We start from the raw sequence: 26,608 nt of genomic DNA, 5'->3' as shown, positions 1-26,608 counted from the left end.
TCCAGCAAAAATCAGCAGAATTCGCTGTTGCCTCGGATCTCACGAAGGCAAGATCGGCCTGATTAAGATGGAGTTGCCTCATGGGATTTGATCCGACCGCGCAGACCGACATCCACAATTGGATGCACCGATATGTGGAGCAGAGGAAATACGCAGGCAGCGCCCTTCTGATCCACCAGAACGGGCAAGAGGCATTCTTTCACGCATGTGGCCGCCGCTGCATTGAAACCGACCTCGCGTTCCAGCGCGACAGCCTGGTTCGGATCTATTCGATGACTAAGCCTGTGACGTCCGTTGCTTTGATGATGTTGGTGGAACAAGGGTTGTTTCATCTAGATGCCCCGGTTTCCGATTTCCTGCCAGAGTTTGCAACGATGCAAGCTTTGGTCCCGGGTGCAACGCAGTTGAACCAGACCGAGGACGCGCCGACGCCCAGCTTGCATCAATTGCTGACGCACACCAGCGGGCTGAGCTACCCGTTCAATCCCGGTCTTTTGCCAATGGCCATGGATGAGCTCGATCTGATCTTTTCCCCGAAACAAGGCCCGCTGGCGGATCGGGTTAAAGTGCTGGCAGGGTTGCCGCTGGCTTTTCAGCCAGGCAGTCGCTGGGAGTACTCGGTCGGTATCGACGTGATTGGCCGCGTGATAGAAGTTGTATCAGGCAAACCGCTGGACGTGTTTCTGACAGAACACATCTTTCGACCACTTGGGATGAGTGAAACCGCGTTTTCAGTGCCTGAAGGGGCAGGGGACCGATTTGCCTCGCTCTACACCCCGCTCGAAGGCGATGCCATGGCGCTGAATGCCGCAAAATCGGGTGGCGAAACATTGCGGTTGGTGGATCGGGCCGGAGAGTCCCCGTTTGAGGCGGCAACGACCTTTTCTGGCGGTGGCGGATTGATCAGTACCATCGACGATTACAGCAAGTTCGCCGAGATGTTGCGAAACAAAGGAACCGCAAATGGCGCGCGATTGCTCGGGCCGAAGACTGTAGAATTCATGTTTCGCAACCATTTACCGGACGATATTGCATCCATGGGTCCACAAAGCTTTGCAGAGCAACCCATGGAAGGCACAGGCTTTGGCATCGGAGGCGCGGTGGTACTGAACCCGGCGCGCACCCGAGCCCCAAGCTCGGTTGGCGACTATGGCTGGGGCGGGATGGCCTCCACCTATTTCTGGATCGATCCGGTCAACGCGCTTTCAACAGTGTTTTTTACACAGCTCTCGCCATCCAGCTCTTATCCATCCCGAGCCGAGTTAAAGGCGCTTGTTCACGCGGCGCTCGTTGAATGATCGGTGTTTGAGTGATACCGGAAAAGGCCAAGACGCCGGAGAGCCCCGAATGACCGAAGCCGAACGCATATTGCTTGATCTGCTGAATATCGAACCGCTTGAGGTCGATTTGTTTCGCGGAACCGGATCTGGTGGCGAGACACCAACGCGTATCTTCGGCGGGCAGGTGATCGCGCAAGCGCTTGCGGCAGCGTACAGGACGGTCGAGGATCGTCTATGCCATTCCTTGCATGCCTATTTCATAAGGCCCGGAGATCCGTCAATTCCGGTTATATATCAAGTGGATCGCGCGCGCGATGGTGGTTCTTTTACAACCCGCCGCGTGGTTGCGATCCAGCATGGCAAGCAAATTTTGAACATGTCGGCCTCGTTTCACAAGCAGGATGACGGATGGGAACATCAGCATCCGATTCCGGACGTTCAAGCGCCCGAGCACCATCCATCGCGTGACGAATTGCGCGAAAAATACCTGGATCGCGTTCCCGAAAAGCTGAAAGCTGAATTGCTGCGCGAGCGCCCGATCGAAGTGCGCGAAATAGATCCGCTGGACCTGTTTGCACCCGCCAAGGCAGATGACAAGAACCACGTCTGGTTTCGCATGGGCGCAGCGAACCACGCGGACACCGTCACACAACATCTTCTATTGGCCTATGCCTCGGATATGAGCTTGCTCAGTTCCGGAATGCGGCCCCATGGGCTGAGCTGGTTCACTGGTGAAATTGATGGGGCCAGTCTGGACCATGCCATCTGGTTTCATGCACCCGTGCAGTTTCAAAACTGGCATCTGTATTCGATGGAGTCGCCGTGGACAGGGCAGGGGCGCAGCTTCAATCGGGGTTCGATCTTCTCGCAGGATGGCAAACTGGTTGCATCCGTCGCGCAAGAAGGCCTGCTCAGAAGACGGAAACCGCGCTAAGAACTGTCAGCAAACCTTTGATTAAGCTTCATCATTCCACCTAACCATCGGTCGTAGTCTTCTGTTTTTAAACGCATATAGTCAAGCACTTGTGGATGCGGAAGAATCAAAAAACGTTCATCCGCCAGCGCCTCGACACAGGCTTGGGCGACCTCATCAGGTTCAATTATTCCGTCAATCGCGGCGACCGAATCCTCATGTCCACGTATCATCTCCGACCGAACGGCCTGTGGACACAGAACCGAAACCCTGAGACCTTTATCGCCATAGGTCATCGCAACCCATTCAGCAAAACCCACAGCCGCATGTTTGGTTACGCCATAAGGGGCTGCGCCGGGTTGATTGAGCAATCCAGCCGCTGATGCTGTGATCATCAAATAACCACCACCACGCGCAACCATCCTTGGGACCAGGTGCCGCGCGGTCCAGACATGAGACATCACGTTGATCTGCCAGATGCGGTCCCATTCAGCATCCGGCACTTCAAATCCACCTAAGGTGAGTATTCCCGCATTGGCACAGAATAAATCAATCGGAGCGATCGTATCCTCGACAGTCTCAATCAGATTTCGAATATCACTTTCCTTGGACACATCACAGCTGAGTGCATCACCGCCAATTTGCGCCGCCACGGCCTGCGCGCCGGCAAGGTCGATATCGGCGCAGACTACATGCGCACCTTCTTCTGAGAACCGCTTGGCAAGACCTTTACCTATGCCATTTGCAGCGCCAGTGATGACGACGGTCTTCCCAATCAGAACCATTGCATAGCTCGTGTCTTACTTCTCAAACACAGCGTAACATATTGGCAAGCCACGACCAATGTGTGTTCTATAGTCGTGGCTCGCTCGCTACGTATTATACATAATACCGATTATCCCACTTTATAAACCACAAGTGGAGAAAACAGGTATGTCAAAGGCAAAGGAAATCAGCGCAAAAGCAATGATCCCTGTCATTGCTGGTATTGCCGGTGGCTTGGTAGCTACCCTGCAACCGCACGTCTTTCAAGCCTTCTGTTCAGGAGGCTTCTAAATGGTCGGCTTCCTAGAGGGGGCCGGAATAGCCCTTAGTGCCGCCCAAGGCATTAAGGGACTATTTGGCGGCAAAGGTGATCGTCTCGACAAGAGCGACACCCGTTGGATGGCCAAGCTAAACGACGCTTTCGCAAAGAAGGCTTTCAATCGTGCACGGCAAGGCCAAAAGCAATGGGAACTCGAAAAATGGGGCCTCATGCGTAAAGGCATGGAAAAGGCCGGGTTCAACCCCTTGGGCGGTGCCCCTGACGCCTATTCGGGCGGCGGATCATCGGCCGTAACAGGCGGCGTCATGTCGTCAAAACGCATCAACCATTTGGCCGCAGCCTCAGATACCCTTTTGGGGGTCGAAGCCCTTCAGGCAGAACGCGCTGGACTGGAACTTGAAAGACAGCGCTTGGAAAAAGCCAATGAAGAGCATAAGTTGAATGTGCCGGATGGCGGTATTTATCAACGAGGTTCAAATGCTCAAGGCGATCATGATAACAGTGGGGGTACTGTTCCTGCTGGGGGTAATCTCCGGGTTGGCGGCGGAGACTTCGAGCTTGATCGAGATAAGTTCGATGACGCCGAAAAGTTTGAGCAACGCTATGGCGATTTACTTGGCTCAATAATCGGCATCCCGATAGCGGGGGCCGATGCGGTAAAGAACTTCAAAAAGTGGGTAGAAAAAGAGGGGCAACGCCGCTCAAAACTGCCGGAACTAGGGACCATAAAGGGACCTAGGCGCCCAAAGGCGCGACCTAAGCGAAAATCACTAATTCGCGCCCCAAAATGGGGAACGCCAGAATACACGGAACACATGCGAAAGCTGTATCCGTAACCCCTTCCCTTTTTCAAAACCAGAGCAAAACGGAGACTCGAAATGCGCTCAGATTATATGATCCCAAAGAACAAGCGGCGTGAGGTGCAAAGCCCACACGGACGCTTTGCAGGTGGCAAACTAGCCCCTGTTATGGCCGTCGCAGTCGGCCCCAGTGAGGTCGGAAGCCTCACACAAATCTGCGAATATGAACTGGACCCCATCGCGGGACGGCTGCGTACGGAAATCACTGCAGAACTGATCTCGGTCTATGTCCCGGCGATCGCAGCGGACATCATCAAAAACCCCGAGGCTGATCACCCCGGCAACGTGGAAATCTTCCGAGAAAAATACCTCTCCGACACTCCTGTGTTTGGATACGAGGATGAAAACGAAATCACCAAGCGCCTCAGTGTCGAGCCTATCTCGATTAATGGCGTAAAAAAGGTCTGTGAGATTGTCCGTCTGTCCTACATCGCGGCAATCAACCATTTGCGGCAACGCAAATACGTCAAGGCAACGCTCCTGGACAACACCTGCATGACCGTCACCCCTGCCCTAATCGGCCCGACCGTCTTGGATCGGCTGAACGCAGTGCTGGACCCCGATGATCGCGTGAATGGCGCGGTGCACATCGAAGGCCGTATTAATATGAAGGGTATCGGCTTTACAGACGGAACACTGACCACGACAGCCGGAACAGTGAATGTCACAGAGGGGGAAACCCAAGATGGTGACTGGGCACGAACAGACAGCGGAGAAGGACGGTGGATCAAAGAAGACCCAAACAATCCCGGCCACCCCGATGTCTACGGAGATCTACCCGCAACAGGCTTGACTGTCACGGATTTCTATCTTGCCGAGCAACGTGATCGGCTCACACGCAAGATGCGGAAAATGGTCGATGATAATCCGCAATACGGTGAAGAACAGGTTGTTCGTTACGCACACGGCTTGAAGCTGGAAGTCGAAAAGCAGCCGTTTGTGATCTATGAAAACGAAATCACCCTAGGCGGTGGAATGATCAGCGCCACGGACGGCCCGAGTCTCGGACAGGAGCAAACGGAACCCGAGGACACCTTGGCGTTTACGGTGCCGATCCCAGCGTCAGAATTTGGCGGTGTGGTAATCACCTTTGCAGTAATCAAGCCCGATGAGACGCTGGGTTCACAGCCGCACCCGATCCTTGCTCAGCCATGGGGCAAGATCAACTACGTAGCAGACGAACTGAACGTAGACCCACAGCCCGTAATGGCGCGTCAAATCCGCTCCGATGTGGCGCAGGCGGATGAGGAAACCATTGTCTGCTACAACGGCAACAACCACCTGAAAAAGACCTATGTGAACTATGGGTTCTCAAGGCAACTCGATCCGACGACAGTCGAGAACAAAACCGCAATCTGGCAACTGGAGGTGCCAGCATCGGTTGATCCAGACAACATCCTCTATCCAGAGGATTTGGATCATTACCCGTTCAAGGATCACTCCCCGGGTGTCGAAGTCTGTCAGTACAGCATCACAAGCATATTCAGGGCGGATACGCCGCTGATCTTCGGACCTACCCCGGTCGAAGAACTGGCAGTAATCGGAGACGAGGACGTTTTTGAGGAAACCGAATAATCCACAATAACGGAGAACGTCAGCTGGCGTTTTCCGCTATCACGGAAACAAAGTTATAGGAGAACAACATGAAACTCACACAACGAGAGTTCGCAGCCGCAAAACTGGCAGTGGCGCATCCGGGTGGAAATATCGCCTGCGTAGATGAAAAGGGTGAAACCCAGTTCGTACTGGGCCTAACACCCGGCGTACATGAGGGCATAGGATACGTCCGTTATGCGAACAAGGGCGATACATTCGAACTTGTAGAAAACGTGACAGCCCTTCTAGCGAGCGGGCGGCGCGTACAAACGCAGGGCTATGGTGCAGCGGCGTTCAACACCGCAGCCAACCCCGAATACAAGCCGACAAAGGCAAGCCCTGAGCATCTCGAACTAATGAAGGTCGTGAAGGCCGCCACGGCACAAAACAAGGCCAATGAACGCCGAATGGCGAATATGGAAAAGGTACTGCGGTCGCAGGCCAGAGAACCGCAGGTAATCGAGGAGGAAACCAATGAAACGACCCAGCGGCAAGAGGCGCAGGAAAGCCCCGAGACGGCGCGCGAAACCCGTGAAACACGGGAACAAAACGTCAATGAAACGCAAACAGAGTAAGAACGGGTGCAGCTGCAACCGTGGTTGATAGAGGGCCTAACGGCCCTCGCCCATCGAGCAAAGGAACTACAAAATGAAACTCAAACCCCAAGGTTTGTTTCGTGCCGCACTACGTCACGTGTGGCCATACGAGAAAATGCAGGTGCCGAAACGACAGACGCGGTACTGCTACAAAGACGGACCCATGTTCTACCTCGGCCAACAGATCGTTAAGGCCATGGAGGATGCCGGTTATCCGGCTAAGATCAGCGAGTGTTACCGAACACCTGAGCGACAAAAGCAATTACGCATAGAGGGCCGCACAAAAGCGGGCCCATGGGAAAGCCCGCACCAATATTATGAGGCGGTGGACATTATCCATCCGTCATTGGGCTGGAACGTCAGCCGGAAATACTGGCTAACGCTCAATGCCTGTATGCGCGTCATAGAGGCGAAATACGGTGTCAATCTGATCCATGGACACGATTGGAATGACAACGGCATTCCCGTTTATGACGATCCGGAAGAGCGTTTCTATGACGCTGCACATATCCAGCTTGCAGACTGGAAGAAACAGCGTGACCGACACCGCGCTACAATCGGCTTAGAGGGCAAGCCCCGCCCGCCCAACCAGCTAGAGCTTTGGGTAAGGTTTGAGGAAGTCTTGCCCGAATTGGCCCGACGCTGTGCGCGCGGGTACAAGCATAAATGAACTGGCCAACACCATACGCGCCATGGCCAGTACGGCCCGCGACAAGCGATCTGTACTGGCCGAAAGGTACGGGGCCAAAGCCAAGCTATGAGCGGCGATCGGAGCCGCCTAAGCGGCCATGGAAGCAATACATCACAAATCGCGATCGCGAGACGTACCGCGTCTATCAGCAACGGGGACATGAATATGAGGGTGGACTAGGTAGCTGGGCCACACCGGGCGGGCGCAAGCCCTGCCCGACCCAATGCGATTTGTTAAATCAGGTGGTGGCAAATGAAATGCGCCAGCGCCTGTACAGCGATCACGTCCGTGTTTGGATAAACCGGACGGGATCGCGCCCCCATACCCCCTTGATCCTGTATGCACTTACTGACACTTAGGACGAAAACATAATGTGCTCTAATCCTCAATACACGTACAACGACAAAGGCGAATACATACAGTTTGCCTGCCGTCGGTGTAACGACTGCATCAAAGCGCGGAAAAACGATTGGGTCGCGCGCGGGATGGCAGAAAAAACAGTTGTAGCTGAGACATTGGTTATCAATCTCACCTACAGAAACAATGCAGATGGCACCCTGCCCCCAAGGGCAAAGGCCTTTCATTATAGTGATGTACAAGCGTTCCTTAAAAGCCTTCGTGAAGAGTATTACAGAACATACACCACGCGCGGCGAGATTTCATATGTCGTTGCAGGCGAACGCGGATCAAAGAGGGGCCGGGTCCATTGGCACATGATCATATTCGGAGAGCGTCCATTCAAGCACCTTGGTGTGTGGAAGGACGAAAACAACGATAAGGTAATCCCGGGCAATCGCCCAGGGCGAAAACCGAATAGCAAGGAATACTACCGGGATCACTGGCAGTACTGGCCGCATGGACACGTAACGACAGATAACCCCGATCAGGGAACCTTGGCATATGTGCTCAAGTACGCCCTGAAAGATCAGTTCAACGTAGTGAACTCGAAAGGCACCATGCGAGAGGCCAAGTCAGAGAATGACGGAGCCTCGTACTTCCGCATGTCAAAGGTGCCACCCATCGGGTTCCGGTGGTTAGAGCGCAAATGTGAAGAATGGGAACGCAAGCTGATTGTGCCGGTAACGCTCAATCTGAACGTGCCCGACTATTCCGGCTATTGGTATCCCAAGGGAAAGCAGCGCGAATATCTCCTGAATCGGCTGCATCACATCAACAAGCTACGGAATCAGAAATACGGGCAGGATTGCCCGCAATGGAACGCTTTGTTGGCGTCCGTGTCAGTAGTGGAAAAAGATTGGGAAGGATTGATCTATGGCGAAATCGAGGAATACGAACAAGAATACGACGAAAGAGCGTGGCAAGAAAAACTCGGCCACTGGAAGGCGAAGATCCGCAAACGCTGCGGCGGCATCTACCCGTGCCGCAAATGCTACAGAGGACTTAACGCTGAAGCGAAGGACGGCCTCAAGGCTGCGGATTACATCGCCAGATACTCATATCAGGAAAAGCGAGCCAAGGGAGAGCGGCGCAGTTACGAGGACTGGTGGCGCAGTCTCGACATCTGCAACTATCACTGCGCCTACAAAAACGACGACGCCCACAAAGAAACCTTCGGTGCATGAGCAAGGGCATCTTGCAAATTCGATCAGGGAACCGGAACGCGCACGAGAAAGGAAGGTTTGCAAAGAACGCCCCGACTCGCGCGAAGCAAGACGGGGCAAGGGCGGAAGTCGGGAATTCATCCCATGGTGCAAAAAGACCTAGAAATCCTTCCCCATAGTAAGGCGCTTTAGCGTCTTACTATCCAAACGAAGGGCTAGACGCAGGACATAAAGTTCCTCGTTGAGACGGTCTAGCCATTCCTTATCGCCATTGCGTTTAGCAAGTTCACGATCCGCGTACACCCGCTTAGATAAACGGCGGGTGACGGCGGACAGTTCCTCGGGCGACATCATCGAATAGCATCCAGAACAACGCGGATCTTACGGATAGCGGCCTCCGCATAGGCTTCGTTGAAATAGAACCCTTGAGCGAAATCTTCGGCTTGGGCCTCCCTAAGATCCTGGATCACAGCGTCAAGATCATATTTGGCAGACTCGATGCGTTTGATCATGGAATTACGGTTCATAATAGTCACCTTTCGTTGCTGAATGGATAAGCGGCTTGCGCTTATCCGTTCTGCCACGTGGCGAACGCGCCCCACGCGTAGTGGTCGCTTGGGGTCAAGGTCCTGACATGTGGCTTGTGATCTATGATCACAAACACATTTCAGCGGCCTTGATTTAAGCGAAATAACGCGCGCGTCTGCGCGCATGTGCGGTAACTAAGCGCTACAGTGACGACGCATCCAGACCGGCGTTTAAGCGTACAATAAACGGTGAGGTAAGCTTCGTGTCTCCGCGCGGAGGGGGTGGTACACCCCTGAGCACGGAGGACCGCGAAGCAGCTATGATGGGCAGCTTTGCTGCACAATCTGCTCATTTTCAAGTGCGGTTATGCGCGCGCGAAGCGCGCGCATAACCGCACTTGTCTCAATGCGAAACTAGCGCAACCGGTGGTAGAAAAGACACACCGTCAATGCATAAAAAGAAAATAGACCCTAACAGCGAAAAACCGCTTGCCCTATCCAGATTTCTGTGAAACGAATAGGGCGTGGGACAAGATGTAGTTGTCGCAATGCGATTACCATACTACCGATTATACGAGTAATAGGTGCAGCCTCAGTAAAATGCCTGTAGTCCGGTTTGCGCCCGCCCCAGGATCAATGCATGAACGTCGTGCGTGCCCTCATAGGTGTTGACTGTCTCAAGATTGATCATGTGACGCACCACCTGGAACTCAAGTGAGATACCGTTGCCGCCGTGCATGTCACGCGACATCCGCGCAATGTCCAATGCCTTGCCGCAATTGTTACGTTTGATGATCGAGATCATCTCGGGCGCAGCTTCAGCCTGATCCATCAGTCGGCCGACGCGCAAGCTTGCTTGCAGTCCCAAAGAGATTTCGGTCTGCATCTCTGCCAGTTTGCATTGAAACAACTGGGTCTGCGCAAGTGGTCGATTGAACTGTTTACGATCCAAGCCGTATTGACGCGCTGCGTGCCAGCAGCATTCCGCGGCCCCCATCGCACCCCAGCTGATACCATAGCGTGCGCGGTTCAGGCAGCCGAACGGTCCCTTGAGACCCTGAACATGTGGAAGCAAAGCGCCCTCGTCCACCTCAACGCCATCCATGACAATTTCACCTGTGATCGAAGTACGCAGGCTCAGCTTGTTCTCGATCTTCGGTGCGCTCAGGCCCTTGGTGCCTTTATCCAGCACGAATCCACGAATCTTGCCGTCATGCGCATCTGACTTGGCCCAGACCACATAGACATCTGCGATCGGTGCGTTTGAAATCCACATCTTGCTGCCGGTCAGACGATACCCGCCATCAATCTTCTCGGCACGGGTCTTCATCGCCGCCGGGTCCGAACCCGCATCCGGCTCTGTCAGGCCAAAACACCCAATCCATTCGCCACTTGCCAGTTTCGGCAGATATTTGCGACGCTGTTCTTCGCTGCCATAGGCGAAAATCGGGTACATCACCAACGAGCTTTGCACCGACATCATCGAGCGATAGCCGGAATCCACCCGTTCAACTTCCCGCGCCACCAGTCCATAAGATACGTAGCTCGCACCGATCCCACCATATTCTTCCGGGATTGTCGTGCCCAACAGCCCCATTTCACCCATTTCACGAAAGATCTCGGGATCGGTTTCTTCGTTTGCAAAAGCCTTGGTGACACGCGGCTGCAATTTCTCCTGGGCGTAAGCGCGCGCGCTGTCGGCAATCAGGCGTTCATCCTCTTCCAACTGGTCCGACAAGCGAAACGGGTCGTCCCAGTTGAAACGTCCAAGGTCAGGCGCATCTTTTGCGCGCAGGACAGGCTTTGTATCTGGAGCGTTCATTTTGCTTCTCCGACTTGACTAGGTTTGCGCAACTATAATCTGAGTAATATTCAAAAAACAGCGAGACATTTGCATTGTTTCATGATCAAAACGCATAGATGGACACCAAGCGCCCTATCCTGCCGCCTATATCCGCGCTGCGCGCGCTTGAGGCTTTGGATCGCCTTGGATCAGCCTCGGCAGTTGCGCATGAAATGGCACTGACGCAGAGCGCGGTCAGTCGGCAACTGCAGACGCTTGAAGCGCATTTGGACGCAGAATTGGTCAGCCGTGATCGCAAGCGATTGTCACTGACAAAGGCTGGACAAGACTATGTACAAGAAATTCGGCCAGCCTTGTCTCAGATCGCGCAGGCGGCGCTGAAACTGCACATTTCCCCTGTCGGTGGGACATTGAATCTGGCGATTCTGCCGACATTCGGAATGCGCTGGCTGGTACCGCGTCTGCCGGATTTCGCCCGCCGCCATCCGGATATCACAATCAACATGACCACGCGGTTGCGACCGTTTAGTTTTGCTTCGGAACCCTTTGATGCGGCTTTACATTTTGGGGAACCTGATTGGCCTGGAACTGATCGCTTGCTATTAAGTGTCGAGCGGGTTTTGCCCGTCTGCGCACCCGAGCTTTTACCCAAAGGCACTCCGACCTCACCCCGCGATCTGCTAAAACTGCCGCTGCTGCATATCCAGACAAGACCGCGCGCCTGGCAGGACTGGTTTCAACAGATGGGTGTCACGCACCCGTATCCCCTGCCCGGCACCGTCCACGACCAGTTCAACACCATCAACCAGGCCGCGCTGCACGGCCTGGGTGTTGCCTTGTTGCCAAACTATCTGGTGGAACAAGACCTTGCGACAGGTAGGCTGGTTGCAGCCTTCCCTGACGCGATAGAGACGATGGGGGCATATTATCTGGTTTGGCCGCGCGAAAAATCGGGTGATGGATCATTGCGAGAGTTTCGACACTGGCTTGCTTCTCAGGCCCAAACCGAAGAAGCGCTGCCACGTTAGCCGAGCGCGTACCCTGCCCCGCGCACAGTTCGCACCGGATCTTCGCCGCCATGTTGAGTCAACGCTTTGCGCAGACGACCGATATGAACATCAACAGTACGCGTGTCGACGTAGATATCGCGGCCCCATACGCGGTCAAGCAACTGCTCGCGGCTCCAGACCCGGCCGGGCTTTTCCATGAATGTGCTCAGCAACCGGAACTCGGTCGGGCCCAGTTTTAACAGCTTGTTGTCGCGGCTGACCTTGTGGGTCTCAGAGTCCAGTATGATATCGTCAAACTCCAACCGAATGCCCACGGTCGCTGGACGGACTCTGCGCAATTGTGTCCGTACACGTGCCATCAATTCGACAACCGAGTAAGGCTTGACCACATAATCATCGGCACCGGTTTCAAGGCCGCGCACTTTATCAACCTCTTCTGAACGCGCCGACAGCATGATGATCGGAATTGATCGGGTGTCCGGCCGCGTTTTCAAGCGGCGGCAAACCTCGATACCGCTCAGATTGGGCATCATCCAATCCAAAACGATGATATCCGGGCGGTCTTCTTCGACCAGCAACAAAGCTTCGTCGCCATTAGCGGCACGGATTACCCGGAACCCTTCGGCGTCCAGATTATAGGCCAGCACCTCTCTCTGGGCCAACTCATCCTCAACAACCAGTACCGTCGGTTGATCAGCGGACATGAATGAGATCTCCTAGATCGTTTGCGACGTGTTGTCGGCTTTGGGGCGCGCTTCGCTGGGTCTCTCGCCGGTGACGAGATAGACGACCTGCTCGGCAATGGCGGTGACGTGATCGCCCATGCGTTCGATATTTTTTGCGATGAAATGCAGGTGCATACACGATGAGATGTTGCGCGGATCCTCCGCCATGAAGGTCAGGAACTCGCGAAACAGGCCGTTATACATCTGGTCCACTTCCAGATCCCGCTCGATCACGTCCTGCGCCAGCTCAGCATCACGCTGGATATAGGCATCCAGCGCGTCGCGCAGCATCCGCTCGACCTCGCGCGCCATTCGGCGCAGTGCGGCGGCACTGCCGTTGATTTCGCCGGCATTCACCAGAACGGTCGTTCGCTTGGCGATGTTCTTGGAGTAATCTCCAATCCGTTCAAGGTTGGTCGCAACCTTCAGAACGGACAGCACCAGCCGCAAATCGCTGGCCGTCGGCGCACGCAAGGCAATCAGGCGCGCGGTCTCTTCATCAATCAGTTCTTCCAGTGCGTCGATGGCCTTGTCGCCTTGACGAACTTCATTTGCCAGCTCTTCGTCGCGGGTCTCCAGCGACCGGGCCGCGCCCATAATGGCGGCTTCGACCAGTCCACCCATCTTCATGATGTGTGCTTGGATGGCCTCAAGGTCGCGGTCGAACGCGGATGCAATATGTTGTTCGCTCATTGCAGTTATCCTGTGCTCAGCCAATCCGGCCGGTGATGTAACTTTCGGTTCGGGGATCTTCGGGGTTGGTGAAGATCTGCCCGGTTTCGCCGAACTCAACCAAGTTCCCCAGATGGAAAAACGCTGTCTTCTGACTGACCCGCGCGGCCTGTTGCATCGAATGGGTTACGATCACCACTGAATAGCGTGAACGCAGTTCGTCAATCAGTTCCTCGACCTGCGCGGTTGCGATTGGGTCGAGCGCCGAACAGGGTTCGTCCATCAATAGCACCTCAGGCTCGGTGGCTACGGCGCGCGCGATGCAAAGACGCTGTTGCTGACCACCAGAAAGGCCGGTACCGGGGGCATCCAGACGGTCCTTGACCTCATCCCAGATCGCACCACGACGCAGAGATTTCTCTACGATTTCATCCAGTTCTGCCTTATTCTTGGCAAGGCCGTGGATACGCGGACCGTAAGCCACGTTGTCATAGATCGATTTGGGGAACGGGTTCGGTTTTTGAAAAACCATGCCGACCTTGGCACGCAACTGTACCGGATCTACGCGCTTGTCGTAAATGTCTTCACCGTCTAGCAGGATATCACCCTGCACCCGGCAAATATCGATTGTGTCGTTCATCCGGTTCAGACAGCGCAAGAAAGTGGATTTGCCGCAGCCAGAGGGTCCGATGAAAGCCGTCACAGTCTTGTCTTCGATATCGACGCTCACATCCTTGATGGCGTGGGTCTCACCGTAGTAGACCTGAACCTGCTTGGCGTTGATCTTGATGTCTTTGGAGTCCACGGTTCTCTCCACTCGTGTCATATCGTTCATTTTAAACCCCTCCTACCAGCGGCGTTCAAAGCGGCGGCGCAGGATGATAGCGATGATATTCATGGTCAGCAGGAACATCAAAAGGATGATGATGCCACCCCAGGCTTTCTCGTAAAAACCCACATCGGCGCGTGCGGCCCAGGTGTAGATCTGTGCCGGCATGGCCGAGTTCGGCTCGGTGAAGCCCGCCAAAAAGCCATCGGGATAGCCTCGGGCGACAAAGCCCACCATGCCGATCAACAGCAACGGAGCAGTTTCACCCAGCGCCTGCGCCAGACCAATAATGGTACCAGTCAGGATACCGGGCGCGGCCAACGGCAGCACGTGGTGGAAGACGGCTTGCATCTTCGAGGCCCCTACCCCCAACGCCGCGTCGCGGATAGACGGGGGAACCGCCTTTAGCGAGGCTCGGGTCGAGATGATGATTGTCGGCAGGGTCATCAGCGTCAGCACCAGACCACCCACCAGCGGCGCCGATTGCGGCAGGTGCATAAATTGGATGAACACGGCCAGACCCAGGATACCGAACACGATAGACGGAACGGCGGCCAGGTTCGAGATATTCACCTCAATCAGGTCGGTGAATTTATTCTGAGGCGCGAATTCTTCCAGATAGATCGAGGCGGCGACCCCAATGGGCAGCGATAGACACAGCACCACCAGCATCATGAAGAACGAACCGACGACCGAGGCACCAATACCCGCGCCACCGGGGTTATCCACGCCCGAGTCCGCACCAGTGATGAACGGCCAGTTGAAAGCCTGTTTAATGATCCCCGCTTCTTTCAGCGCGTCCACCAGATCCAGATCGCTGAGTTGCAGGAAGCGGCTGTCCTGCAGTGTGTCGCGAGACACCCGACCCTTGAAGTAGCCATCCACACGGCTTGAAGCCGCCAGATCGAACATGATCGGCTCACCCAGCTTGCTAGGATTATCGGCATAGAAGGTTCGGATCGTACCGCCGATTTTGCCCAACAGACGCTCGATGGCATCCTGATCGAAATCCACGGTGATGCCACTTTCGGCCAGTTGTCCATTCAGTTCCGCAATGAACAGATTGGAGTAGGCCTTTGTCTTGAACATCGTGCCTTCGGCTTCATCGCGCTGCGCTTCGCTCAGCGTGAATTCTAAACTGATAACTGTGCGCTGGAAGGCCGGGATGCCCTGCGACAGGATTGAGGCAAACAGCACAATCAGAAAGAACAGTCCGGTCGCGATGGCGACGATCCCATAGGCGCGAAAACGCTTTTCGGCAGCCGCGCGTTTTTTGGTCCGGGCATCGGATGCAGTCAGCGAGGTCGAGGTATTTTGCATGCTGGCGTCGGTCATTCGTACTGCTCCCGATACTTGCGCACGATATAAAGGGCGAAAACGTTCAGCCCCAGCGTGAGGATGAACAGCGTCATGCCAAGCGCGAAGGCGACGAGGGCCTCGGGCGAGGCGAAATCGGCGTCGCCTGTCAGCTGGCTGACGATCTTGGCGGTTACGGTGGTCATGGCCTCGAACGGGTTCAGGTCCAGACGCGCAGCGGCCCCTGCCCCCAGAACCACGATCATGGTCTCACCGATGGCGCGCGATGCCGCCAGCAGGATCGCTCCCACGATCCCGGGCAAGGCTGCGGGCAAAACGACCTGCCGGATGGTCTCTGACTGCGTGGCCCCCAAACCGTAAGAGCCATCCCGCATCGCTTGCGGCACTGCGTTGATGATGTCATCGGAAAGCGATGAAACGAATGGGATCAGCATAATGCCCATGACCAGACCGGCGGTCATCACGGCCGTACCGGCTTTCATCCAGCCCAATCCGTCATCCCCGAACACGCTCAGCAACAGCGGACCAACGGTCAGCAGGGCAAAAAGGCCGTAAACGATGGTCGGGATACCGGCCAGCACCTCAAGCATCGGTTTGGCGATCGAGCGCACGCGCGAAGAAGCGTACTCACTGAGATAAATCGCAGCGAAAAGACCGATTGGCACGGCCACCAACAACGCCACCAACGAGATATAGAACGTGCCCCACAGCAAGGGGATGATACCCAGATCTGATGCCCCGCCACGGCCCGAGAAACTGGGCGCCCAGGTAGTACCGAAAAAGAACTCTGATGCCGGGTAAAGCTTGAAGAACTCCCACGTATTGAAAACCAGCGAAAGGACGATGCCGACCGTTGTCAGGATCGCAATCGACGCAGCCGCCAGCAGCATCACACGAATTCCCTGCTCAACCACATTGCGGGCACGATATTCAGAATGCGTCTGGAACCAACTGAACGCAGCACCGGCCAAGGCGACCAGTATCACAGCGACGGACATGATCGCGTAACCGGTTGAATTTATCGCCCGATAGGCTTGAGCTGCATGCAAAACCGTCTGCGTGATGTCCGAGGTTACGACTTGACCCGCGTCCTTCAACTTTTGGGTCATCTCGGAAATATCCGCCCGCGCATCCTGTGCGAGCGTTTCGGTGAGATGTCCCTGGGCAACGGCACTGTCCAGACCATTTGCGGTCCGACGCACCTCGGCCATAACAAGACTGCGCGACGATCCTTCCTTGATCGCCGTTTCGGGAACCATCTCCGAGACCTGAGAGTTAACGTAGAGCGGCTGAACCAGCAGCCAAACGATCAACAAACCTAAGGCGGGAACTATGACTTTCAGTGCGACGTTCGCGCCATAAAACGAGGGAAGAGAATGCAGATTGCGGCTGTCCCCTCCGGCACTTTGCAAGGCGCGCATTCGCCCCAAAACATATCCGACTGCCGCGATCGCAAGCACGATCAGAATGAGCCAAAGAATTGGCATGACGCCCCCATAGGTCTTGATCGGGATTAGGGAAAAATTGGGGGCGACAGAAAACGCCGCCCCCAGTCAATTCAATCGGGGTGAGGGATTAGCTGCCCGAACCCAAGGTTACTTCGTTGGCAATCGCGTCCTGCGTTTTTGCCAGTTCAGGATCGGCAACCAGACCGTAGTTGGCCAGCGGGCCCGAGGGACCAGCAATTTCTTCATGAGTGAAGAACTGGGCGTATTCTTTCAGACCGGGGATCACGCCGATATGCGCTTTCTTGACGTAGAAAAACAGCGGGCGCGAGACGGGGTATTCACCCGACGCGATGCTCTCGGTCGACGGTGCGATACCACCCATCGTAGCCACTTTCAGCTTGTCGGTGTTGTTCTCGTAGAACGCCAGACCAAACACGCCGATACCATTGGTGTTGGTGTCGATGCGGGCCAGAGTTTCGGTGTAGTCACCGTCGATATCGACCGATTTGCCGTCGGTGCGCACGTCCAGGCATGCATCTTCGGCGTCATCTTCGCTTAGGCCGCCCGCGACCATGGCTTCCATCGCGCCCGTCGCTTCACAACCCGCCAGCAGAACTTTGTCTTCGAACACTTCGCGGGTGCCGTGCTTGGTGCCCGGGATGAACATTGCGATTTCCACATCCGGCAGGTCAGCGTTGAACTCGGCCCAGCTGTTGAAGCTGTTGTCGACCAGCGCGCCATCTTTCATCACTTTCGATCCGATGGCATTGTAAATATCCGCAGGCTCAAACGCCGTGAAGGCAGGACCCGACTGCTGGCTTGCAAATACGATGCCGTCATAACCGATGCGGACTTCCATGATGTCGGTCACACCGTTTTCGGCGCATGCTTTAATCTCTTTTTCACGGATGGCACGCGATGCGTTTGCAACGTCGATCGTGTTTTCACCGACGCCTTCGCAGAAGCGTTTCAGACCGGCGGACGAGCCGCCTGATTCAACAACCGGTGTGGGGAAGTCGGTATTTTCACCGAACAGTTCTGCAACGATTGACGCATAAGGCAGAACGGTGGAAGAGCCAGCAACTTGAACGTTGTCACGCGCAGCAGCAGTGGTTGCCGAGACGGCAGCGATAGCCAGCGCAGAAGCCGACAGTTTTACAAAGGACATTTCAGTCTCCTTGAAAAGGATGGGTACTGATCATCCCCATGATGATCTGAGCGCAGCACTATGACGCCTGCGTAAGCCTTTTGTGACAGGTATGTAACGGTTTCATGACAACTCATGAATTTCTCAGAAATTCTTAACTTGACGAAGCGTCACCCCAGTAAAGCCGGCGTTTGGCACGACCTTAGCGTGGTAGAATGACCGTAAACGTCGCTCCCTGCCCCGGTTCACTTTCCACACGCAACCTGCCCCGATGGCGATTGACGATATGCTTCACGATTGCAAGCCCCAGTCCGGTTCCGCCCAACTCGCGCGAGCGGTGACTGTCTGCGCGGTAGAACCGTTCGGTCAACCTGGGCAGGTGTTTGGCATCAATACCGGGCCCTTGATCAATGATCTTGATCCGTACCGCAGGACCGCGCATCGCCGTATCCCGCTCAGACAGGGTTACGACCACATCGACCTTGCCACCGCTGCCACCGTATTTGATCGCGTTTTCAACGAGATTGGTTATCACCTGGCGAAGCTGATCGCTGTCTCCGACCATCTCGATCGACTCGTTTGGGGCATCCAACGAAACAACAACACTGGCATCATCCGCCAGCGGTCGCAGAGTGTTTAAGGTCGATTGAATCAGGCCTGTCAGTTCCAATGGCTCTTTAGGTCTGACCCGTTCTTCACTTTCCACCCGATTGAGCGACAGCAAATCCCCCACAAGCCGGTTCATCCGATTGGCCTCATCCGCCATGATCTGAAGAAAGCGGTCGCGGGCGGCGGTGTCGTCGCGGGCGGGGCCTCGCAATGTTTCGATAAACCCCATCAAGGCCGTTAGCGGCGTGCGCAATTCATGGCTGACATTGGCCACAAAATCGCGCCGCATCTGACCGGCCTGTTCCAGATGCGTGATATCCTGAAATACCGCCAATACCGCCTCGGTCCCGCCGACGAATCTGCACTGCACCTCAAAGGTCGTATCCTGAGCACCATCATTGGACAGATGCCGCGCTTTGCCGGGCTGCTTCGAGCGCAGGCATTGTTCGACGGCATCGATGACCTGAGGCTGGCGCAGGATTGTGGCAAAATGCCTGCCTTCGATTGCGTGCCCCAAAAGCGTCCGCGCCTCGCTATTTGCGGCGACAATACGCTCGGTCCAACCAACCAGCACGGCGGGCATCGGAATGGCTGAAACCAATTCGGCAAGCAGGGTATCCGTCATGCGCGTTTAGACCGGACGCAATGTTTGGCGAAACTTGCGCATGTTGTCCTGATAGTGCAGCGCACTCAGCGTTAGTTTCTGGGCCGCCGCCTCATCAAGCCGCCGCACAACTTTGCCCGGCGAGCCCATAACCAACGAATTATCGGGAACCTCTTTGCCTTCGGTGATCAGCGCCCCCGCCCCGATCAGACAGTTCTTTCCGATCTTCGCTCCGTTAAGAACGATAGCCCCCATACCGATCAGCGTATTGTCTCCGATCGTGCAACCATGCAGCATGACCTTGTGACCAATTGTGCAGTTCTTCCCAATGGTCAGCGGATAACCCGCATCGATGTGCATCACGCAGTTTTCCTGCACATTGCTGCCTGCGCCCACACGGATTTCTTCGTGATCGGCCCGGATGGTGCACCCGAACCAGACCGAAGCGCCTTGTTCCAGGACTACTTTGCCGATCAAGTTGGCGTCGGGGGCTACCCAGGTGTCTTCGTGAATTTGCGGCGAGTGATCGCCCAAGGCATAGATGGTCATGACAAGCCCTCGAACTCGGTCTGCAACGAGCGGATGTGGTTCTGCAGGCTGGGCTGTTGGATGCGACGCATGCGTTCTGCGCTGACGATGGTCTTCAGCTTTTCCTCGGTGGTATCCAAATCATCGTTGATCAGAACATAGTCGTAGTAGCCCCAATGGCTGATCTCATCCCAGCTTTTCAACATGCGCTTGGCGATCACATCCTCACTGTCCTGCCCACGCCCTTCCAGCCTGCGCCGAAGCTCGCGGATCGAGGGCGGGAGGATGAAAATCGACAACGCATGCTTGCCCAGATCCGAATTGCGGATCTGCACTTCTCCCTGCCAATCGACATCAAAAAGCACATCGCGCCCCTGTGTGATGGACTCGCGGACCGGTCCAGCAGGAGAGCCGTAGAAGTTGCCGAACACATGCGCGTGTTCCAGCATCTGCCCATCCGCCACCTGCTGTTTGAACTCGTCCTCGGATAGGAAGTAATACTCCCGGCCATGCTCCTCACCCGGGCGCGGAGCACGGGTGGTGGCCGAGATCGAGAATTCCAAACCGACATCCCATTGCATCAAACGGCGGGCCAGAGTGGATTTACCTGCGCCCGAAGGCGAGGACAGTATGATTAATAGACCGCGGCGATCCGCCATGTGATGTTCCCGTCCTTATTCCACGTTCTGCACTTGCTCGCGCATCTGATCGATGACCGCTTTCAGCTCCAACCCAACCGCCGTCAGTTCGGCATTCTGCGATTTCGAGCAGAGCGTATTGGCCTCACGATTGAATTCTTGCATCAGGAAATCCAGCTTACGCCCAACCGGGCCGTCTTGCGTCAAAAGGGAACGCGCCGCAGTGACATGGGCCTTCAACCGGTCAATTTCTTCGGTAATATCGGCCTTGACCGCGATCAGGGCCAGTTCTTGTGCAACGCGATCAGGGTCCGCACCTTGCGTATTGTCGAGAACGCGTGTCAGGTTTTCGCGCATGTTTTGCGCCATTTCCTCGCGGCGACGCTCGGCCAGATCAGCGGCCTGATCCGTCAGCTTTGCGACTTGGTCGAGTTGTCCCGCAAGAATGCCTGACAGAGCTTCACCTTCGGAACCGCGCATCTCAATGAATGAAGCAAGCAAGCCACCGAACTCAGACTTCAGGTGCTCGACAAGCTGGGCTGGATCATCCGCGTCAGCTCCGGCTTCCAACATGCCTTTCAAGGCAAGAAGATCGCTGGCTTTGGACGGAGCCAACAATACGCCCCGCGCGCCTGCAAGCGCTTCGGTCTGGGCCAGTGCATCCAGCGCAGCTTCCATCGCTGGGGTGTTCAACCGGACATCCGCGGCGGATTCTTCCCGTCCCATCCGAAGGGACAGCGTGATGTTCCCTCGGTTGACCTGCTTCGACAGATCGCCTCTCAGCGCGGCCTCTAACCCTGTCAACCAATCGGGAAGCCGCAGACGTAGATCCAGCCCCTTGCCATTGACGCTGCGCAATTCCCAAGTCCAGCTATGGGGACCAAACGCCCCCTTGCCCGAGGCGAAACCGGTCATGGATTTGATCATGCCTGCCCTTTCCGTCAAATTCACTGGTCGCACCTAATGCCATTGACCAGCAAGGGGCAAGACCTTGCTCATTCCCCAATCAATGCCAAGAGGTTAACCATTCGTTAAAGAATTGCTCCAAAATTGTATTAACCCGTGTCAATCTGACAGTCAGAAAAGCTGGCGGATCGCAGCTTTGCCCATTAGATGGCATTTTAGGAAAATCGCGAGTGATTGACGGTAGGGTGATGAAATGAAAACCTTTTTCGGGACTGGTTCCGGCTCAGAACTTGGAAAGATCATCGCAATGGACCGATTTGACAGCGGGCGAAGCCTTTCTCCCATCCGTCAGGCCGAAGCCTATTGGACCGCCTTGCTGACAGGTGAAGGCGTTCCGATGCGCTCGCAGATCGATCCGCGCGGCCTGGAGAATGTTCTCGAATACACTTTCATACTGGAACGCATCGCGCCGGGTTTGGCCCGGTTTCGGCTGGCGGGAAGTCACCTGAACAATCTGGCGGGCATGGAAGTTCGCGGTATGCCTCTAACGGCTTTTTTCGAACCGAGCGCCCGCGATGATGTCAAATCCATTCTGGGCCAAGTCCTCACCGGCCCCGCAGTTGCTGAACTGGGCTTGCTTTCGAAAGGCAAGCTCGGACGAACCAGCCTTCAGGCCCGCATGATCCTGCTGCCGCTTAAAAGCGATCTGGGCGACGTCAGCCGCATTCTTGGGGTTATGGTCAGCGACGGAACCATCGGGGCGACACCGCGTCGCTTCATCGTCTCGGATCGCCGCGTCAACCCGATCTCTGAACTGCAACAGCCTCCGAGGCCTGTCCAACAGCAAGCAGAGGGGTTCGCTGAAGACCAGACCACGTTCAAAGGGGCACCGCACCTAAGGTTGGTATCATCACGTGACGACTAAATGAAAACGGCGGGCATGAGGCCCGCCGTCTTACTAATTCAGGATGTATTCGAAGTCAGCTTGCAGCGCGCTTGCTGCGGTCACGACGTAGGTTGGTCAGTTCTTCCGCGACAAGGAATGCAAGTTCCAGCGACTGCGAGGCGTTCAGGCGCGGGTCGCAAGCTGTGTGATAGCGATCCGAAAGATCCTCTTCTGTCACCGCGCGCACACCTCCGGTGCATTCGGTGACATCCAGCCCTGTCATCTCGAAATGAACACCACCGGGGATCGTGCCTTCAGCCTGATGTACGCCAAAGAAATCGCGTACTTCGCGCAGCACGGAATCAAACGGCCGGGTCTTGTAGCCGGTCGCGGATTTGATCGTGTTGCCATGCATCGGATCGCAGACCCAAGTCACCTGTGCGCCCTCTTCCTTCACGGCTTTGACCAGACGCGGCAGATGCTCACCCGCTTTACCTGCACCAAAGCGCGCGATCAGAGTCAGACGCCCCTCTTCGTTTTCTGGATTCAACTTGGACATCAGAACCTTGAGGTCTTCGGCACTGGTTGTCGGGCCACATTTCAGACCAATCGGGTTCAGAACACCCCGGCAGAACTCGACATGCGCACCGTCGGGCTGACGGGTCCGATCGCCGATCCAGATCATGTGACCCGAGCCAGCCAACCAATTGCCAGATGTCGAATCCAGACGCGTCAGCGCCTCTTCGTACTCAAGCAGCAGGCCTTCGTGGCTGGTGTAGAATTCCACCGACGAGAATTCGTGTGTGGTATCTGCGGTGATGCCCGCAGCCCCCATGAAGTCAATCGAATCCTGAATGCGGTCGGCGATCTCAGAGTATTTCTGAACGTCTTGCCCGTCGGCAAAACCCAGCGTCCACGAATGCACGTGGCTCATATCCGCAAAACCACCGGTCGAGAACGCCCGCAGCAGATTCAGTGTTGCCGCCGCCTGTGTATAGGCCTGAAGCATCTTGTCGGGATTCGGAATACGTGCCTCGGGTGTAAAGGCCAGCTCATTGATGATGTCGCCGCGGTAGCTGGGCAGTTCCACACCGTCCACAACCTCGGTCGGCGCACTGCGCGGTTTTGCAAACTGGCCCGCCATGCGGCCAACTTTAACCACGGGAACCTTGGCGCCGTAAGTTAGCACCATTGCCATCTGCAGCATCACCTTGAACGTGTCACGGATCGCATCCGCGCTAAACTGCTCAAAGCTTTCAGCGCAATCTCCGCCTTGCAACAGGAACGCTTCGCCACGGCCCGCGGCTCCCAGATGCTGCTTCAGCCGTCGCGCTTCACCCGCAAAAACCAGCGGGGGATACTGCGAAAGCTGCGCCTCGACTTTGGCCAGCGCGGCCGCGTCGGTATAGTCTGGCATCTGAACCCGGGGCTTGTTGCGCCAGTTCGTTTTTTGCCATTCAGTCATAGCTTTTATCTCCGCTGAAGTATTTCAGGTGGCCTCTATACAAAATGCATGAATGAGAGGCCATATCCCTTTTGCGCCTCTTGACGCCATAATCAAGCTTTGAGCATGGTGACTGGCATATCCGCCACCGTGGAAATCCCGGTGCGCGCCGAATCAAGGACAGTTCGCCATGCAAGAGCAACGCCAAGTTGTCACTGTGGATCATAGCACAGGCAAGCCGCATAACTTTGTATTTGTGCTTTTGGACAAGTTTTCCCTTCTGTCATTCGCTTCGGCTTTGGACAGTCTGCGGATCGCCAATCGAATGGCCAACCGAGAGCTTTATACATGGACCTTGACGGGCGAAGGCGGTGAAACAGTGACTTGTTCAGCCGGTACTTCTTTCAATCTTGATTCTGATCTGACCGAATTACAGCGTGACGACGTCGTCCTGATCTGCGGGGGGGTCGATGTACAAGCGGCAACCACCAAGCGCATTCTGAATTGGGTACGCCGCGAAGCGCGTAAAGGGTTGAAAATCGGCGGTCTTTGCACCGCGGCCTATACGCTGGCCAAAGCCGGTTTGCTGGAAGGCAAGCGCGCAACGATCCATTGGGAAAACTCAGACAGTTTTGCCGAAGAATTCGACACAGTAGAGCTGACCAAGTCGGTGTTTTTGGTTGATGGCAACCGAATGACAACTGCAGGCGGCACATCCTCGATTGACCTGATGCTCAAGCTGATTGCCGAAGATTACGGAGAAGATCTGGCCAACGCGGTCGCTGATCAGATGATCTATTCTTCGATACGTACGGATCAGGACACACAACGTTTGTCGACACCTACACGGATCGGCGTGCGCCACCCCAAGCTCAGTCAGGTTATCCTGATGATGGAAAAGAACATAGAAGAGCCAATCTCGCCTTCTATTCTAGCCAAGGACGTAGGCATGTCGACGCGCCAGCTAGAACGTCTGTTCCGCCGCTATCTCAGCCGCTCGCCCAAGCGCTACTACATGGAACTGCGCCTGCATAAAGCGCGGAACTTGCTGATGCAGACCGATATGAGCGTCATCAATGTGGCGCTGGCTTGCGGCTTTGCCAGCCCGTCGCATTTCTCCAAATGCTACCGGGCGCATTACAACACCACGCCTTATCGCGAACGCGGTGCACAGAGCGGTCGGTTGTCTGTTTAATCCAAAGCCGCAGGGAAACCTTACAAATCTTTCGCAAAGTAGTGCAGGTGCGGCCGTAACATCGGTTGATCCAGATAGGTCGTGGTTTCGATTGGTGAGTCCAGTTCAACAAAACCAAGTTTGGGGTATAGGTCGCGCATTTCGACATTCGGTGTAAGCGTATCGGCGATGAGGCGTTTCAAACCCATATCACGCGCGGCCTGTTCCCGGGCTTCGATCAAGGCACGCCCGGCACCGGTCCCCCGTGCCTCCTCGGTCACAAAAACCCGCTTAAGTTCACCGGTTTGGTGATCAAATCGTTTCAGCATCCCACATCCAATGATGTCTCCGGCATCGTTTCGCGCCACCACAAGACATCCATTCGGGGGTAGGTAATCATCTGAATGCGCCCAAAACTCCGCCAATGCGCTTTCGGGGGCCGCTGGATCAATCTCAAAGCCCATATCCTGCATTCGTTGCACGATAAGCGCATAATATTGTGCCAGGATCGTATTCAGTTCGCGCTTTGGCGGCATTGTTTCACAAAGCTCGATTACAAAATCACACATTCAAATCTCCTGATCACACTGAAGCCCGGAACAGATACACCGTGACCGAATGGCATAGATGCAAACGCCCTAACCCCGTTTTATACCGTCAGAGGGGCGTCATTCGGTAAACCGCGCCTTGCCCGACGGAAATGAACCAGATCGACCCATCTGGTGATTCGGCGATGTCGCGAACACGTTCGGTCTCGGGGCCTTCGATCTGCTCAGCCTCACGCAGTGGATCGCCCGCCAAACGTGCAATGTAGTCGAATTTCAAAGAGCCAACGAACAGATTCCCCTTCCATTCCGGCCAAAGTTTCCCGGAATAGACCATCAAGCCAGAGGGTGCGATGGAAGGATCCCAATAATGCTCGGGCTGTTCCATTCCTTGCTTCGACGTGCCTTCACCGATCTTCTGACCCGAATAATGAACGCCATACGAAATCACTGGCCAGCCATAATTGGCACCGGGTCTGATCAGATTAACCTCATCCCCGCCTTTTGCCCCGTGTTCCGAAACCCAAAGCCGGCCCTGCTGATCCAAATTGGCACCCTGAGCGTTTCTGTGACCAAACGACCAGATCTCGGGGCGGACACCGGGATTGCCCACAAACGGGTTATCACTGGGAACTGAACCATCACGGTTGATCCGAATGACCGTACCCATGTGGTTCGTTCGATCCTGCGCAGCCGGGCGATCACCTCGGTCACCGATAGTGACGAACAACGTGCCATCATTCGCTTCAACGACGCGAGAACCAAAGTGGCGCCCGCCTGAGCCACCGGGAGAGGCCTCGAATATCACGCGCAGATTGGTTAGACGTTCTCCGTTTTCCGATAAACGAGCGACAGCGACAGCGGTGCCTGCACCGCCTCGTTGCGATTTGGAGAAAGTCAGAAAAAGCTCGCGGGTCTGATTAAAGTCACGCGCGATGGTGACATCTAGCAAACCGCCCTGCCCGTTCGCGACCACTTTTGGCAGACCCTTGATGCGCTTCGCCTCACCTCCGGCAACGTACAAAAGCTCGCCATCTCGCTCAGTGACAACAAAGCTGCCATCCGGAAGAATGCCAATCGCCCAAGGTGTATCAAGGCCTCTGACCACCTGAGTAACCTGAACCGGCCCGCCGGTTGTGTTGATGACATCGGACCAGCCTGCAATCGACCAGCACGACAGAATGAGAATCGCAAAAGTTCTGATCATATCGACCCAATCCCTAGTGGTGCACCGCAACAAACTGACCTAGCC

At 55.4% G+C, this 26,608-nt stretch carries 26 protein-coding genes; 10 read left to right on the top strand and 16 right to left on the bottom strand.

Annotated features, from left to right (window positions below):
- Positions 1–80 precede the first annotated feature (80 nt).
- Together I5192_RS06945 and I5192_RS06940 are read left to right on the top strand one after the other, a co-directional pair.
- Complete coding sequence (locus I5192_RS06945; protein ID WP_223118050.1) at positions 81–1,298, top strand: serine hydrolase; 1,218 nt, start codon at positions 81–83, stop codon at positions 1,296–1,298.
- A 49-nt stretch (positions 1,299–1,347) separates the two neighbouring features.
- Positions 1,348–2,214, top strand: coding sequence for an acyl-CoA thioesterase II (locus I5192_RS06940; RefSeq protein ID WP_170393070.1), 867 nt, complete (start codon positions 1,348–1,350; stop codon positions 2,212–2,214).
- Here I5192_RS06940 and I5192_RS06935 read toward each other — a convergent pair.
- On the bottom strand, positions 2,211–2,978 hold the full coding sequence (locus I5192_RS06935; protein ID WP_223118049.1) for an SDR family oxidoreductase: 768 nt from the start codon (positions 2,976–2,978) through the stop codon (positions 2,211–2,213). The two genes, I5192_RS06940 and I5192_RS06935, sit on opposite strands and share 4 nt — an antisense overlap.
- A 271-nt stretch (positions 2,979–3,249) precedes the next feature.
- Between I5192_RS06935 and I5192_RS06930 the strand changes: the two genes are divergently transcribed.
- From I5192_RS06930 to I5192_RS06910, 5 genes are all read left to right on the top strand, one after another.
- On the top strand, positions 3,250–4,074 hold the full coding sequence (locus I5192_RS06930) for a hypothetical protein (protein WP_223118048.1): 825 nt from the start codon (positions 3,250–3,252) through the stop codon (positions 4,072–4,074).
- A gap of 42 nt (positions 4,075–4,116) precedes the next feature.
- Complete coding sequence (locus I5192_RS06925; protein ID WP_255612099.1) at positions 4,117–5,673, top strand: hypothetical protein; 1,557 nt, start codon at positions 4,117–4,119, stop codon at positions 5,671–5,673.
- A 68-nt stretch (positions 5,674–5,741) separates the two neighbouring features.
- Entirely contained in the window at positions 5,742–6,269 is a 528-nt protein-coding gene (locus I5192_RS06920; protein WP_223118047.1) for a hypothetical protein, read from the top strand.
- Between the two features lie 73 nt (positions 6,270–6,342).
- Complete coding sequence (locus I5192_RS06915) at positions 6,343–6,960, top strand: hypothetical protein (RefSeq protein WP_223118046.1); 618 nt, start codon at positions 6,343–6,345, stop codon at positions 6,958–6,960.
- Positions 6,961–7,466: 506 nt separating this feature from the next.
- On the top strand, positions 7,467–8,564 hold the full coding sequence (locus I5192_RS06910; protein ID WP_223118045.1) for a hypothetical protein: 1,098 nt from the start codon (positions 7,467–7,469) through the stop codon (positions 8,562–8,564).
- 329 nt (positions 8,565–8,893) lie between these two features.
- Here I5192_RS06910 and I5192_RS06905 read toward each other — a convergent pair whose 3' ends face one another.
- Both I5192_RS06905 and I5192_RS06900 read right to left on the bottom strand, forming a co-directional pair.
- Entirely contained in the window at positions 8,894–9,070 is a 177-nt protein-coding gene (locus I5192_RS06905) for a hypothetical protein (RefSeq protein WP_223118044.1), read from the bottom strand.
- A gap of 592 nt (positions 9,071–9,662) precedes the next feature.
- Positions 9,663–10,892, bottom strand: coding sequence for an acyl-CoA dehydrogenase (locus tag I5192_RS06900; protein WP_223118043.1), 1,230 nt, complete (start codon positions 10,890–10,892; stop codon positions 9,663–9,665).
- 98 nt (positions 10,893–10,990) lie between these two features.
- On the opposite strand from I5192_RS06900, the gene I5192_RS06895 reads away from it, so the two are divergent.
- Positions 10,991–11,902, top strand: coding sequence for a LysR family transcriptional regulator (locus I5192_RS06895; protein WP_170562732.1), 912 nt, complete (start codon positions 10,991–10,993; stop codon positions 11,900–11,902).
- Here I5192_RS06895 and phoB read toward each other — a convergent pair.
- From phoB to I5192_RS06845, 10 genes are all read right to left on the bottom strand, one after another.
- Entirely contained in the window at positions 11,899–12,588 is a 690-nt protein-coding gene (gene phoB / locus I5192_RS06890; RefSeq protein WP_170393066.1) for a phosphate regulon transcriptional regulator PhoB, read from the bottom strand. The two genes, I5192_RS06895 and phoB, sit on opposite strands and share 4 nt — an antisense overlap.
- A gap of 12 nt (positions 12,589–12,600) precedes the next feature.
- On the bottom strand, positions 12,601–13,302 hold the full coding sequence (gene phoU / locus I5192_RS06885; RefSeq protein WP_170393065.1) for a phosphate signaling complex protein PhoU: 702 nt from the start codon (positions 13,300–13,302) through the stop codon (positions 12,601–12,603).
- A 16-nt stretch (positions 13,303–13,318) separates the two neighbouring features.
- The gene (pstB, locus tag I5192_RS06880; protein WP_170393064.1) at positions 13,319–14,116 is read right to left on the bottom strand and encodes a phosphate ABC transporter ATP-binding protein PstB; all 798 of its coding nucleotides are present in this window, start codon (positions 14,114–14,116) and stop codon (positions 13,319–13,321) included.
- A gap of 12 nt (positions 14,117–14,128) precedes the next feature.
- Positions 14,129–15,445 (bottom strand): phosphate ABC transporter permease PstA, encoded by a 1,317-nt coding sequence (gene pstA, locus I5192_RS06875; RefSeq protein ID WP_170562724.1) that lies wholly within the window; start codon positions 15,443–15,445, stop codon positions 14,129–14,131.
- Complete coding sequence (gene pstC / locus I5192_RS06870; protein ID WP_170421643.1) at positions 15,442–16,914, bottom strand: phosphate ABC transporter permease subunit PstC; 1,473 nt, start codon at positions 16,912–16,914, stop codon at positions 15,442–15,444. Before pstC ends, pstA begins: the two co-directional genes overlap by 4 nt.
- 88 nt (positions 16,915–17,002) lie before the next feature.
- Positions 17,003–18,043, bottom strand: coding sequence for a substrate-binding domain-containing protein (locus tag I5192_RS06865; protein WP_170393061.1), 1,041 nt, complete (start codon positions 18,041–18,043; stop codon positions 17,003–17,005).
- Positions 18,044–18,224: 181 nt separating this feature from the next.
- Positions 18,225–19,256: an ATP-binding protein gene (locus tag I5192_RS06860; RefSeq protein ID WP_223118042.1), complete on the bottom strand. Its 1,032-nt coding sequence runs from the start codon at positions 19,254–19,256 to the stop codon at positions 18,225–18,227.
- Between the two features lie 6 nt (positions 19,257–19,262).
- Positions 19,263–19,784 (bottom strand): gamma carbonic anhydrase family protein, encoded by a 522-nt coding sequence (locus I5192_RS06855; protein WP_223118041.1) that lies wholly within the window; start codon positions 19,782–19,784, stop codon positions 19,263–19,265.
- Positions 19,781–20,422 carry a guanylate kinase gene (gmk, locus tag I5192_RS06850; RefSeq protein WP_170393058.1) on the bottom strand — a complete coding sequence of 214 codons (642 nt, stop codon included), beginning with the start codon at positions 20,420–20,422 and terminating at the stop codon, positions 19,781–19,783. Before gmk ends, I5192_RS06855 begins: the two co-directional genes overlap by 4 nt.
- A 15-nt stretch (positions 20,423–20,437) precedes the next feature.
- Positions 20,438–21,328, bottom strand: coding sequence for a YicC/YloC family endoribonuclease (locus I5192_RS06845; RefSeq protein WP_170393692.1), 891 nt, complete (start codon positions 21,326–21,328; stop codon positions 20,438–20,440).
- A gap of 232 nt (positions 21,329–21,560) precedes the next feature.
- Here I5192_RS06845 and I5192_RS06840 point away from each other — a divergent pair, with 232 nt between their 5' ends.
- Positions 21,561–22,232: a PAS domain-containing protein gene (locus I5192_RS06840; RefSeq protein ID WP_223118040.1), complete on the top strand. Its 672-nt coding sequence runs from the start codon at positions 21,561–21,563 to the stop codon at positions 22,230–22,232.
- A 55-nt stretch (positions 22,233–22,287) separates the two neighbouring features.
- On the opposite strand, the gene I5192_RS06835 is transcribed toward I5192_RS06840, so the two are convergent.
- Positions 22,288–23,658: a class II 3-deoxy-7-phosphoheptulonate synthase gene (locus I5192_RS06835; RefSeq protein ID WP_223118039.1), complete on the bottom strand. Its 1,371-nt coding sequence runs from the start codon at positions 23,656–23,658 to the stop codon at positions 22,288–22,290.
- Between the two features lie 169 nt (positions 23,659–23,827).
- On the opposite strand from I5192_RS06835, the gene I5192_RS06830 reads away from it, so the two are divergent.
- The gene (locus tag I5192_RS06830; RefSeq protein ID WP_170393055.1) at positions 23,828–24,832 is read left to right on the top strand and encodes a GlxA family transcriptional regulator; all 1,005 of its coding nucleotides are present in this window, start codon (positions 23,828–23,830) and stop codon (positions 24,830–24,832) included.
- Positions 24,833–24,852: 20 nt separating this feature from the next.
- Here I5192_RS06830 and I5192_RS06825 read toward each other — a convergent pair whose 3' ends face one another.
- The gene (locus I5192_RS06825) at positions 24,853–25,380 is read right to left on the bottom strand and encodes a GNAT family N-acetyltransferase (RefSeq protein ID WP_223118038.1); all 528 of its coding nucleotides are present in this window, start codon (positions 25,378–25,380) and stop codon (positions 24,853–24,855) included.
- Positions 25,381–25,468: 88 nt separating this feature from the next.
- On the bottom strand, positions 25,469–26,563 hold the full coding sequence (locus tag I5192_RS06820) for a PQQ-dependent sugar dehydrogenase (RefSeq protein ID WP_223118037.1): 1,095 nt from the start codon (positions 26,561–26,563) through the stop codon (positions 25,469–25,471).
- Between the last annotated feature and the right edge of the window lie 45 nt (positions 26,564–26,608).

The organism is Ruegeria sp. SCSIO 43209 (genome assembly GCF_019904295.1).
In the GTDB taxonomy this organism is placed as follows: domain Bacteria; phylum Pseudomonadota; class Alphaproteobacteria; order Rhodobacterales; family Rhodobacteraceae; genus Ruegeria.
This window is presented reverse-complemented; position numbering and strand designations above follow the sequence as displayed.

Coding starts and splice junctions, on each gene's coding strand:
- I5192_RS06945 (WP_223118050.1), top strand. CDS start 81: ATGGGATTTGATCCGACCGCGCAGACCGACATCCACAATTGGATGCAC.
- I5192_RS06940 (WP_170393070.1), top strand. CDS start 1,348: ATGACCGAAGCCGAACGCATATTGCTTGATCTGCTGAATATCGAACCG.
- I5192_RS06935 (WP_223118049.1), bottom strand. CDS start 2,978: ATGGTTCTGATTGGGAAGACCGTCGTCATCACTGGCGCTGCAAATGGC.
- I5192_RS06930 (WP_223118048.1), top strand. CDS start 3,250: ATGGTCGGCTTCCTAGAGGGGGCCGGAATAGCCCTTAGTGCCGCCCAA.
- I5192_RS06925 (WP_255612099.1), top strand. CDS start 4,117: ATGCGCTCAGATTATATGATCCCAAAGAACAAGCGGCGTGAGGTGCAA.
- I5192_RS06920 (WP_223118047.1), top strand. CDS start 5,742: ATGAAACTCACACAACGAGAGTTCGCAGCCGCAAAACTGGCAGTGGCG.
- I5192_RS06915 (WP_223118046.1), top strand. CDS start 6,343: ATGAAACTCAAACCCCAAGGTTTGTTTCGTGCCGCACTACGTCACGTG.
- I5192_RS06910 (WP_223118045.1), top strand. CDS start 7,467: ATGGCAGAAAAAACAGTTGTAGCTGAGACATTGGTTATCAATCTCACC.
- I5192_RS06905 (WP_223118044.1), bottom strand. CDS start 9,070: ATGAACCGTAATTCCATGATCAAACGCATCGAGTCTGCCAAATATGAT.
- I5192_RS06900 (WP_223118043.1), bottom strand. CDS start 10,892: ATGAACGCTCCAGATACAAAGCCTGTCCTGCGCGCAAAAGATGCGCCT.
- I5192_RS06895 (WP_170562732.1), top strand. CDS start 10,991: ATGGACACCAAGCGCCCTATCCTGCCGCCTATATCCGCGCTGCGCGCG.
- phoB (WP_170393066.1), bottom strand. CDS start 12,588: ATGTCCGCTGATCAACCGACGGTACTGGTTGTTGAGGATGAGTTGGCC.
- phoU (WP_170393065.1), bottom strand. CDS start 13,302: ATGAGCGAACAACATATTGCATCCGCGTTCGACCGCGACCTTGAGGCC.
- pstB (WP_170393064.1), bottom strand. CDS start 14,116: ATGAACGATATGACACGAGTGGAGAGAACCGTGGACTCCAAAGACATC.
- pstA (WP_170562724.1), bottom strand. CDS start 15,445: ATGACCGACGCCAGCATGCAAAATACCTCGACCTCGCTGACTGCATCC.
- pstC (WP_170421643.1), bottom strand. CDS start 16,914: ATGCCAATTCTTTGGCTCATTCTGATCGTGCTTGCGATCGCGGCAGTC.
- I5192_RS06865 (WP_170393061.1), bottom strand. CDS start 18,043: ATGTCCTTTGTAAAACTGTCGGCTTCTGCGCTGGCTATCGCTGCCGTC.
- I5192_RS06860 (WP_223118042.1), bottom strand. CDS start 19,256: ATGACGGATACCCTGCTTGCCGAATTGGTTTCAGCCATTCCGATGCCC.
- I5192_RS06855 (WP_223118041.1), bottom strand. CDS start 19,784: ATGACCATCTATGCCTTGGGCGATCACTCGCCGCAAATTCACGAAGAC.
- gmk (WP_170393058.1), bottom strand. CDS start 20,422: ATGGCGGATCGCCGCGGTCTATTAATCATACTGTCCTCGCCTTCGGGC.
- I5192_RS06845 (WP_170393692.1), bottom strand. CDS start 21,328: ATGATCAAATCCATGACCGGTTTCGCCTCGGGCAAGGGGGCGTTTGGT.
- I5192_RS06840 (WP_223118040.1), top strand. CDS start 21,561: ATGAAAACCTTTTTCGGGACTGGTTCCGGCTCAGAACTTGGAAAGATC.
- I5192_RS06835 (WP_223118039.1), bottom strand. CDS start 23,658: ATGACTGAATGGCAAAAAACGAACTGGCGCAACAAGCCCCGGGTTCAG.
- I5192_RS06830 (WP_170393055.1), top strand. CDS start 23,828: ATGCAAGAGCAACGCCAAGTTGTCACTGTGGATCATAGCACAGGCAAG.
- I5192_RS06825 (WP_223118038.1), bottom strand. CDS start 25,380: ATGTGTGATTTTGTAATCGAGCTTTGTGAAACAATGCCGCCAAAGCGC.
- I5192_RS06820 (WP_223118037.1), bottom strand. CDS start 26,563: ATGATCAGAACTTTTGCGATTCTCATTCTGTCGTGCTGGTCGATTGCA.